We start from the raw sequence: 9612 nt of genomic DNA on the forward strand, positions 1-9612 counted from the left end.
ATTATGGTTTAAATAAACATGATCTACTCATAGAGGCAAAAGCTCTTAACTTTAGCCAACAACAAACATTAATTAAAGCGCAGCAACATGTGGTGAATTTATGAGTACATTACATATTTTTTCTAAGCCGCTTAACTATTATTCGGCAAATCAGCTAGAGAACTTAATTTTATCAGACGATAACGTGCTACTTGTTGGTGATGCCTGCTTTGCAAAAAAACAATTTAGGCAATTTGCAGATACACTGTTAATACTTGAACAAGACGCGCAAGTACGTGCAATAAAATTAACAGATAACGATAAAGCCATTAGCTATGAAGACTTTGTAGCACTCACTTTATCAACTAATCAATCAATTACGTGGTAACTCATGCTTGAATTTAACAACCAACAGATTGAAACCGACAAACAAGGCTACTTGCTTGACCATACTTTGTGGTCAAAGGAGCTTGCACCTGTAATTGCTATCCAAGAAAACATTACCCTTAGCGTTCAACACTGGGAAGTAATTAACTTTGTTCGTGATTTTTATATTGAATATAACACCAGTCCAGCAATTCGGATGCTTGTAAAAGCAATGGCTAAAGCACTCGGTGAAGACAAAGGAAACAGCCTTTATTTATATAAATTATTCCCTAAAGGCCCTGCTAAGCAAGCAACAAAAATCGCCGGATTACCAAAACCAGCTAGGTGCATATAATGAGATCTAAATCAGGCAATAATCAAGTAACTGAATCCAAGCCAAAAAGAAGTACAGGCCGTACTTATTCACGCAGTGCACTTAACAAAACGCCATCTGGTAAAAGAGAAATAAAGCCGCAAATAGCATCTAAAGACAGAAAAATTGTGTTATTCAACAAGCCGTTTGACGTGCTATGCCAATTTACGGATGACGCAGACAGAAAAACTCTCGCTGAATTTATACCTATTAAAGAAGTTTACGCAGCAGGAAGATTAGACAGAGACAGTGAAGGTTTATTACTTTTAACAAACTGTGGAAAATTGCAAAACACCCTAACGGCACCTGATAAAAAAACGAATAAAACCTACTGGGCACAAGTTGAGGGTGAACCAACGAGTGAATCAATTAATGATTTATGCAATGGCGTAGAACTTAAGGACGGGCTTACACTCCCCGCTAACGTTAAAATAATTGATGAACCTACAATTTGGACGCGTAATCCGCCTGTACGCGAGCGAAAAGCAATCCCTACCACTTGGCTAAGTATTACAATTAATGAAGGTAAAAACAGACAGGTTCGTCGAATGACCGCGCATATTGGCCACCCTACACTTCGCCTTATTCGCTACAGTATTGGCAACTATACGTTGGATGATATTAATTGTGGTGAATACAAAGTAATTAAGGGTGTAGTTGATGCATAAACCGCATGTAACAGTTGCGGCAATAGTAAAAAAGCAAAATGAGTTTTTACTTGTAAAAGAGCGCGATAAATTTACACAGCAGGTTTGTTACAATCAACCTGCGGGTCATTTAGAGCAAAACGAAACTCTTGCACAAGCTGCAAGCAGAGAACTACTTGAAGAAACAGGCTTAGCGCTTGAGCCAGTCGGCTTTTTAGGTGTGTATAATTTGCATGCCGAAAATGGAGTGCACTATTTACGATTCTGCTTCTTTTTCGAAGCGCCTGATAATATAAAAGCGCCAACGCCAATAGATACCGACATTATCAGCGCTAACTGGTACACATTAGAGCAAATAAAATCACTACCGCTTAGAAGCCCTTTAGTCCTTAAATGTATTGAAGATAGCTTAAACAAGATACCTTTGAGTTTAGATACAATTTACAACGATTAATTTAAGCACCCATAGGTGCTTCAAAGTATCGTTTTTAATTAAATAAACAGATAAATTAATTTATACAATACTTCGTAAGTCTAGTTTGCTATTTGTTATATAAATAAAATACTGACTAATTCCCCTCTTTGCGCCCTTAGTCTCTTTAAGCACAAACAAAATACATGCTATAATCGCGGCCTTTCCAAGTTAACAGCAATCTGTATAAGCGAAATTATTCATGAGCGAAAATAGTCACATTAAAGTCATTGTTGGCATGTCCGGCGGTGTTGATTCTTCTGTATCTGCATATTTATTACAACAACAGGGCTACCAAGTAGAAGGCCTGTTTATGAAGAACTGGGAAGAAGACGACAATGATGAATACTGTGCTGCTGCTGATGACTTAAAAGATGCACAAGCAGTGTGTGATAAGTTAGGCATTGAGCTTCACACTGTTAACTTTGCAGCAGAATACTGGGACAACGTATTTGAGTACTTTTTAGCTGAGTACAAAGCAGGTCGTACACCTAACCCAGATATAATGTGTAACAAAGAAATTAAATTTAAAGCCTTTTTAGAATTTGCTGCTCAAGCACTAGGTGCTGACTTTATTGCAACGGGTCACTATGTTCGCCGTGAGCTTCGCGATGACAAATATGTAATGTGTCGCGGACTTGATAACAATAAAGATCAAAGCTACTTCTTATATACTCTAAGCCATGAACATATTGGCCAAACGTTATTCCCTGTAGGCGATATCGAAAAACCAGAAGTACGCCGCATAGCAGAAGAACAAGACCTAATCACTCACGATAAAAAAGACAGTACAGGTATCTGCTTTATTGGTGAGCGTAAATTTAAAGACTTTTTACAAAAGTTCTTACCAGCACAACCTGGCGTTATCGAAGACACAGACGGTAACAACGTAGGCGAGCACGAAGGCTTAATGTACCACACACTTGGACAACGCAAAGGCTTGTTAATTGGTGGTATGAAAGAAGGTTCTGGTGAGCCTTGGTACGTGGTAGATAAAGACCTTGAGCGAAATGTACTTATTGTGGGCCAAGGTAAAGATCACCCTCGCCTATACAGCAACGGTCTTAACGCAAACCAACTTCACTGGGTAGACCGTATTGGCCCTAAAGGCACAACTCGCTGCACAGTAAAAACGCGTTACCGCCAAGAAGACTTAAGCTGTACTTTACTTGTAGGTGAAGACGGCATGGCCCGCGTATTGTTCGACGAGCCACAAAAAGCAGTGACGCCTGGTCAATCTGCCGTATTTTACGCAGAAGATATCTGTTTAGGTGGCGGTATTATTGATTCGGTGATTAAGTAATGAATGAACACCAAGTCATGGCGCTTGCCGCCATGTGCCAGGCTGCTAAACAAGTTCAAAAAATTGCCCAGTACGGCAACAATAACGAACATGATTTAGAAATCTTACTTTCAAGTATTATTCAAACATCTCCGGCATCGCCAGAAGATGTTTACCAAGGTACTGACAACTTACGTGATGGTTACAAAACATTAATGGCGCAGCTAACCGCAGGCGCTCAAAAAGATGTTGAAATTGTAAAGTACGTAGGTGGTTTAATGCAGCTTGAGCGAGCACTAAGTGCAAACGACAAAAGCTTAAACGAATTAGGTAAACGAATTGATGATATTCATCGTCGTTTAGACCACTTTGCTATTACCGATGAGAGCGTTGTTGCCGGTTTAGCAGATATATACTCGTCGGTGCTGAGCCCCCTTGGGCACCGAATACAGGTTTATGGTAAACCCGAGTTATTAAAACAGCAGCTCACTCAAAATAAAATCCGTGCGTTATTACTCGCCGGCATTAGAAGTGCAGTATTATGGCGACAAATGGGCGGTAAACGCCGTCACTTTTTCTTTGCAAAAAGAAAAATACTCGCCATTGCTAAAACAAAAATTTAACTATCGTTCAAACTAAAATTTAGGAGTTATTATGGAGCTTTCAGCGTTAACGGCTATCTCTCCAGTGGATGGTCGCTACGGCAGCAAAACCACTGAACTACGCAGTATTTTCAGCGAATTTGGCTTAATCAAATACCGCGTAATTGTTGAAGTGCGTTGGTTGCAAGCGTTAGCTGCAGCAAGCGATATTAAAGAAGTACCTGCATTTAGCGAAGAAGCTAATGCACTTCTAAACGCCATTGTAGATAACTTCAGTGAAGCTGATGCACAACGCGTTAAAGATATAGAACGCACTACAAATCACGATGTTAAAGCGGTTGAATACCTACTAAAAGAAAAAGTAGCCGATAACAGTGAGCTTCATGCAATAAACGAATTTATTCACTTTGCTTGTACTTCAGAAGATATTAACAATCTATCTCATGGTTTAATGCTAAGCGAAGCGCGTAAAAATGTTTTACTTCCTTATTGCGATGAACTTTTAAGCGCAATTAAAGCTAAAGCAATTGAATACAAAACAATCCCAATGATGACTCGTACGCACGGACAACCTGCTACACCATCAACTATGGGTAAAGAGTTTGCTAACGTATATATGCGTTTAAAGCGTCAACGCGGGCAAATTGCACAAGTAGAAATGCTAGGTAAAGTTAACGGTGCTGTAGGTAACTACAACGCACACCTTAGCGCGTACCCTGATTACGACTGGCATACACATGCAGATAAATTTGTATCAAGTTTAGGCTTAACACTAAACCCATTTACTACACAAATTGAACCGCATGACTATATTGCAGAGTTGTTTGACGCAATTGCACGTTTTAACACTATACTGCTCGATTTTGACCGTGACATGTGGGGTTACATTGCCCTTAATCACTTTAAGCAAAAAACAATTGCTGGCGAAATTGGCTCATCAACAATGCCACATAAAGTTAACCCAATTGATTTTGAAAACTCAGAAGGTAACTTAGGTTTAGCAAACGCTATTTTTGCTCATCTTGCACAAAAATTACCAGTTTCTCGCTGGCAGCGTGACCTTACCGATTCAACGGTATTACGTAACTTAGGTGTAGGTATGGGTTATGCGATTATTGCATACCAATCAACACTTAAAGGTGTGAGCAAGCTTGAAGTAAACGAGCAACGTTTAGCTGACGAGCTTGATCAAAACTGGGAATTGCTAGCCGAGCCGATTCAAACAGTTATGCGTAAATATGGTATTGAAAAGCCATACGAAAAACTTAAAGATTTAACACGCGGCAAACGTGTAAATCAAGAAATAATGGCTGACTTCATCGATGGTTTAGACCTTCCTGAGCACGCTAAAGTAGAAATGAAAAAACTAACACCTGCTAATTACATTGGTCGTGCTGTTGAGTTTATTGATGATTTAGTTTAAAAACTAAATTACTCTTTTAAAAAGCGAAAGGATCATCCTTTCGCTTTTTTTTTAACCCCATTGCACTAACTAGTAGGCATAATGTATGTATCAATTAAAAATAAATAATTTGTCTGAGCAAGAGTTTTTAAGCCATTTTTGGCAAAAAAAGCCGCTTTTAATCAAACAAGGTTTTGCTAATTTTCAAGACCCGCTTGATGCTAATGAACTTGCCGGCCTAGCAATGGAAGAAAGCATAGAGTCACGTATTATCACCAATCATAAAAATGACTGGCAAACGCACCAAGGTCCATTTGCAGACTTTGAGCAGTTAACCGACGATCACTCTACTTTACTCGTTCAAGCAGTTGATCACTGGCATAGCGATGCTGCACAACTGCTAGAACCTTTTAGGTTTATTCCCAACTGGCGCATAGATGATTTAATGATCAGCTATTCAACGCCTAATGGTGGTGTTGGTCCACATTTAGACCAATACGACGTATTTATTATTCAAGGCGAAGGTAAACGTCATTGGCGTGTAGGCTTACCCGACCCAACACTTAAGCAGTTTGCTCAAAACAAAAAATTACTACAAGTTGAACCTTTTGAAGCCGTAATAGATTGCATATTAGAACCAGGCGATATTTTGTATATTCCACCAGGGTGCCCTCACGAAGGTTACGCTGTAGAAAATGCACTAAATTATTCAGTTGGTTTTAGGGCGCCAAATCAACAAGATTTATTGTCGAGCTTTGCCGATCATATTATTGATACCGAAAGCGGACAAAAACGTTATACCGATCACAACATCACATTAAGAAAATCAAAAGGTGAACTTACAAACCTTGAAGTTGATAAAGTTAAAACACTGATGGCGGCACTTTTAGAAAATGACGATTTATTTAAACAATGGTTAGGCTCAACGCTTAGTCAGCCCAAACATGAAATGGATTTAGCACCAGTAGAACCTCCATTTACACCTGAGCAAATAAGCGATGATTTAAGTGATGAAGAAACTGTGTTTGAGCGTTTAGGTGGCACGCGTGCTATTTATCAGCAACTCGATACCGAAGTGTTATTAAGTGTAAACGGTGAAAATTACGCTATGCCATTAACTGACTTAGCGGCGGTAAAACTACTTACCGATCATACTGAATTTGAAAGTTCAGCATTAAATTTAACAAACCCAAGTTTAGTTTTTACTCAAACTTTTACTACACTTGTTAATGAGGGGCTTTGGTTTAATATAGACCAAGAGTAATAATACCAATTTTATTAATAATGGTGAGCATTTTGCAGCGTAAAATATTATGTATACAGGTTAGTTAAAAATTTTAATTTTCACCTGATATTGGCTTAAATAATTTTGCTGTGATTGCTTACTCATTTTAATTGGCTATCAATAGGAGTTTGCAATGGGCTATCTGGTTGATAAGGTTGAGTGGGATATAAAAAAAGATATGCTACAAAAAATTCGAGAGCGAGTTTTTGTTTACGAGTTACATATCCCCAAGCACATCGAATTTGATAGCCTAGATAAAATTGCATTACATATACTTGTTACAGACGATGCAAACTGCCCTATTGCAACAGGTCGGCTGTGTACAGATGGCTTAATCGGCAGAATAGCGGTATTACCCGAGCACCGTAATCGCAAAGTATATAAATCGCTTCTTAACTTTATTGTTGAATTAGCTTCCAACCAAGGTATAGAAGAAGTAAGCATTAATTGTATTTTAAATGAGGTAGAGCGTTTTAAGCGAAATGGCTTTATTCAGCAAGGAAATGTTTTTATGGAGGCGGGAATTCCTAGGCAACGTATGCAATGCTCTGTTTCGGCGTTTAATACAACCCCCTTCACACTTGTCCATTAGATAAAGAAAAGGGTAATAAATAAGCTATCACCCTCTACATTGTTACTTAACCCAAACTGTAGTTACTTTGGTTCATTTGCCCACAGCGGTTCATTATCATACATTTCGTACAAGCCATGTGCTCTATTTATAAGTAAGTTAGCAAAATCTACCTGCGTTTTATCACGCGCGCCTGTACTCATAATTTGATCCGCTTTTAATTGCCACTGCAAAGAAAAATAACGCATTGCATCGCGAGCATCTGTAGCTGCACTTACTTCAGCATGATCTGTAGGTAAGCGCCCTGTTACTACCCAATATGTTTTACCGTTTTGGGCTTTAAATTTCCACATTGCACAAAGTGGTGCTAAAAATCGGCTGTCTTTATCAACTACTGATTTTGGCATAATGCCCTTTTCGGCTAAATGTTTTTGCGCTGCTTGAAAACATTCGCGTTGCCACTGCATTCTTTGCTCATCAGTTATAACTTGCTCTTTTGCTGTTAACGGCTTTTTTTCTTGTTGTTGCATTTTTAATAACCTTTTACTTCTTTTTTAACACTCTAAGGGCTTAGTAAATAAGGTGCAAGTATAAAAAGGTCGTTTGCACCTTAAAGCGCTCTGTTTGCTGTGTTTTTAGCCAAACTATTATTTTATATTGTGATCAAACGAACCTACATCACCCGGAAAAACTACTGGAGACTCAATACCGTCTTTACTAACAGAGGCTACACCAAAGTAATAATTATCAATCACTACGTTTTTAAGTGTGTACTGTGAAACCTTACCAACGTATTTACTAAACTGCCATTGCGGCTCGCTCGTGTAACGCCAATAAATTTTATAGCCAGCAATATTTTCATCACTGCTTTCTTGCCACGAAAATGAAGTATCAGCTGTAACAGCGCCCTTTATTTTAACTTCTTTTGGCGGTGCGGGTGCCCACGCCATAGACGCCATCGTTACCGCATTAAGTGAAGTTAACTTAGCCGTATAATCAAAATCAACACCTTCAATGGTATCGCCATACTCAACACCATTTTCAGTGCGTAAATCTTGATGCTGACGATCGTAGTGCTCGTTAGTTTCCATAATACGCACTGCTGCAAAACCTGCATCATTAAATGGGCGATGATGCCCACCACGACCAAATCTATCTAATCGATATACAAGCATTGTATCTAAATTAGGAATGTATCTGTCAGCAATAGTATCTATGTAGCGAGCTAAATTACGACTCGCAGAATCGACTTCACCACCTGTAAAGCGCCGAGTATTAGCTTGCTCTTTTGTTTCTACAACACGGGTACCTTCTGAAAATATACGTGCAGTCGTGTTATTAGTTACCCCATTAATACCGGTAATATTGCCAATCATATCGTTGTTTAAAACGCCATGAACTTGCCAGTTATGCTTTTGTGCATAAGCCGTTAATATTTTACCGCCAAACAAACCTTGCTCTTCGCCCGAAAGCGCCGCGTAAACTACCGAACCATTAAATTTGTATTTACTTAAAACACGAGCTGCTTCTATTACTCCTGCCACGCCCGATGCATTATCGTTAGCACCCGGTGAATCACTCGTAAAGTCCATAACATCGCTTACACGTGAATCTATATCACCCGACATCATCACCATCCGATTCGGCTCGCTCGACCCACGTTGAATAGCCACTATGTTAACCACTTCAACAGGATTAGGAATGCGTTTTTCGCCCGATATAGTGTCCTTTACTTCAATAATTTCCAGACAACCACCACACTGTGCCGATATTTTTTCAAATTCTTTTTTTATCCAACGCCTAGCCGCACCAATGCCCCGAGTATCCGATTTAGTTTCTGAAAGCGTATGGCGAGTACCAAAATCCACCAGCGTTTGAATGTCACTACCGATACGGGTAGCCGACACTTCACTTGCTATATCGTGTAACTTTTGTTGGTCGGTATATTGTAATTGCGTTTCACCATGTGCTGATAATGCAAGTGAGCAAGCGCCTGCAATTGCAGTAAATTTGAGTAACGTTGTTGTGATTTTTAAAGGTGTTTTAAGCATCTATTAGCTCCTAATTATTATAGTGTAACCATTACTTAACTAAGATTTTATGGCAATACATTTGAGGTAGATGTAGAAAGGAGCACGCTAAAGCGCAGTTATAGTAATACTTAGAGAGTTAATTGAGTCGTACAATCAACATAATACCTGTCATAGGAATTAACCCAAACATCCACAGCTTTATTCCTAAAATATATTTTTTAAAGCTCCCTTTATTTATACAAGATCTAACTCTACTTCTATAACCGTTAAAATCACCCAAAATTAAAAACACAATTCCAATTACGATTGCGTAAAATAGAGCACCAATAAGTAAAGGGTTTTGCTTAAAAGTACTGATTATTTTATCTAAGTAGTGAATGTCAAACGTCATAGCTAAAAGAAAACTATATACAGTAGATATCATAGCTAACAATGCTGCAGCATTTATGGCCGTATTTTTATTTCTTGAGTCTAATTTTTTCATCCACCGAGCACACACAAAATGAACAGCGCAAATAAATGTTCTCATTTTCAATCCTTGAATAACGTCTAACTAATTAATTGCTAATACAATATTATATTTTGAGGTTAAATTACAAA

The 9612-nt window shown here is 38.6% G+C and carries 12 protein-coding genes; 9 read left to right on the forward strand and 3 right to left on the reverse strand.

What is annotated here, in order from left to right; translation table 11 throughout:
• The first annotated feature begins 100 nt into the window (after positions 1–100).
• From CXF89_RS20235 to CXF89_RS20275, 9 genes are all read left to right on the forward strand, one after another.
• On the forward strand, positions 101–367 hold the full coding sequence (locus tag CXF89_RS20235) for a DsrH/TusB family sulfur metabolism protein (RefSeq protein WP_007580209.1): 267 nt from the start codon (positions 101–103) through the stop codon (positions 365–367).
• A 3-nt stretch (positions 368–370) separates the two neighbouring features.
• Positions 371–700 carry a TusE/DsrC/DsvC family sulfur relay protein gene (locus CXF89_RS20240; protein ID WP_007580207.1) on the forward strand — a complete coding sequence of 110 codons (330 nt, stop codon included), beginning with the start codon at positions 371–373 and terminating at the stop codon, positions 698–700.
• Complete coding sequence (locus tag CXF89_RS20245) at positions 700–1386, forward strand: pseudouridine synthase (RefSeq protein ID WP_007580204.1); 687 nt, start codon at positions 700–702, stop codon at positions 1384–1386. Before CXF89_RS20240 ends, CXF89_RS20245 begins: the two co-directional genes overlap by 1 nt.
• Positions 1379–1819, forward strand: coding sequence for an NUDIX hydrolase (locus tag CXF89_RS20250; RefSeq protein WP_121955592.1), 441 nt, complete (start codon positions 1379–1381; stop codon positions 1817–1819). Before CXF89_RS20245 ends, CXF89_RS20250 begins: the two co-directional genes overlap by 8 nt.
• Before the next feature lie 220 nt (positions 1820–2039).
• Positions 2040–3140 (forward strand): tRNA 2-thiouridine(34) synthase MnmA, encoded by a 1101-nt coding sequence (gene mnmA, locus CXF89_RS20255; RefSeq protein WP_007580201.1) that lies wholly within the window; start codon positions 2040–2042, stop codon positions 3138–3140.
• Positions 3140–3742, forward strand: coding sequence for a high frequency lysogenization protein HflD (hflD, locus tag CXF89_RS20260; protein WP_024589171.1), 603 nt, complete (start codon positions 3140–3142; stop codon positions 3740–3742). Before mnmA ends, hflD begins: the two co-directional genes overlap by 1 nt.
• A gap of 31 nt (positions 3743–3773) precedes the next feature.
• The gene (gene purB / locus CXF89_RS20265) at positions 3774–5144 is read left to right on the forward strand and encodes an adenylosuccinate lyase (RefSeq protein ID WP_010552649.1); all 1371 of its coding nucleotides are present in this window, start codon (positions 3774–3776) and stop codon (positions 5142–5144) included.
• Between the two features lie 85 nt (positions 5145–5229).
• A complete protein-coding gene (locus CXF89_RS20270) occupies positions 5230–6387 on the forward strand; it encodes a ribosomal protein uL16 3-hydroxylase (protein ID WP_121955593.1) in 1158 nt (385 codons plus the stop codon).
• Positions 6388–6541: 154 nt separating this feature from the next.
• Positions 6542–7000 carry a GNAT family N-acetyltransferase gene (locus CXF89_RS20275; protein ID WP_121955594.1) on the forward strand — a complete coding sequence of 153 codons (459 nt, stop codon included), beginning with the start codon at positions 6542–6544 and terminating at the stop codon, positions 6998–7000.
• Positions 7001–7062: 62 nt separating this feature from the next.
• Here CXF89_RS20275 and CXF89_RS20280 read toward each other — a convergent pair whose 3' ends face one another.
• From CXF89_RS20280 to CXF89_RS20290, 3 genes are all read right to left on the reverse strand, one after another.
• Complete coding sequence (locus tag CXF89_RS20280; protein WP_007580192.1) at positions 7063–7509, reverse strand: DUF4826 family protein; 447 nt, start codon at positions 7507–7509, stop codon at positions 7063–7065.
• A gap of 117 nt (positions 7510–7626) precedes the next feature.
• Entirely contained in the window at positions 7627–9030 is a 1404-nt protein-coding gene (locus CXF89_RS20285; RefSeq protein ID WP_121955595.1) for a M28 family peptidase, read from the reverse strand.
• A gap of 118 nt (positions 9031–9148) precedes the next feature.
• Positions 9149–9541: a hypothetical protein gene (locus CXF89_RS20290; RefSeq protein WP_121955596.1), complete on the reverse strand. Its 393-nt coding sequence runs from the start codon at positions 9539–9541 to the stop codon at positions 9149–9151.
• Between the last annotated feature and the right edge of the window lie 71 nt (positions 9542–9612).

Source organism: Pseudoalteromonas sp. MelDa3, assembly GCF_002863625.1.
GTDB classification, from domain to species: Bacteria; Pseudomonadota; Gammaproteobacteria; order Enterobacterales; family Alteromonadaceae; genus Pseudoalteromonas; species Pseudoalteromonas arctica.

Excerpts from the sequence above, each read along its gene's own strand:
- CXF89_RS20270 (WP_121955593.1), top strand. The coding sequence starts at position 5,230 with ATGTATCAATTAAAAATAAATAATTTGTCTGAGCAAGAGTTTTTAAGC.
- CXF89_RS20240 (WP_007580207.1), top strand. The coding sequence starts at position 371 with ATGCTTGAATTTAACAACCAACAGATTGAAACCGACAAACAAGGCTAC.
- hflD (WP_024589171.1), top strand. The coding sequence starts at position 3,140 with ATGAATGAACACCAAGTCATGGCGCTTGCCGCCATGTGCCAGGCTGCT.
- CXF89_RS20245 (WP_007580204.1), top strand. The coding sequence starts at position 700 with ATGAGATCTAAATCAGGCAATAATCAAGTAACTGAATCCAAGCCAAAA.
- CXF89_RS20285 (WP_121955595.1), bottom strand. The coding sequence starts at position 9,030 with ATGCTTAAAACACCTTTAAAAATCACAACAACGTTACTCAAATTTACT.
- CXF89_RS20250 (WP_121955592.1), top strand. The coding sequence starts at position 1,379 with ATGCATAAACCGCATGTAACAGTTGCGGCAATAGTAAAAAAGCAAAAT.
- CXF89_RS20290 (WP_121955596.1), bottom strand. The coding sequence starts at position 9,541 with ATGAGAACATTTATTTGCGCTGTTCATTTTGTGTGTGCTCGGTGGATG.
- CXF89_RS20280 (WP_007580192.1), bottom strand. The coding sequence starts at position 7,509 with ATGCAACAACAAGAAAAAAAGCCGTTAACAGCAAAAGAGCAAGTTATA.
- purB (WP_010552649.1), top strand. The coding sequence starts at position 3,774 with ATGGAGCTTTCAGCGTTAACGGCTATCTCTCCAGTGGATGGTCGCTAC.
- CXF89_RS20275 (WP_121955594.1), top strand. The coding sequence starts at position 6,542 with ATGGGCTATCTGGTTGATAAGGTTGAGTGGGATATAAAAAAAGATATG.
- mnmA (WP_007580201.1), top strand. The coding sequence starts at position 2,040 with ATGAGCGAAAATAGTCACATTAAAGTCATTGTTGGCATGTCCGGCGGT.
- CXF89_RS20235 (WP_007580209.1), top strand. The coding sequence starts at position 101 with ATGAGTACATTACATATTTTTTCTAAGCCGCTTAACTATTATTCGGCA.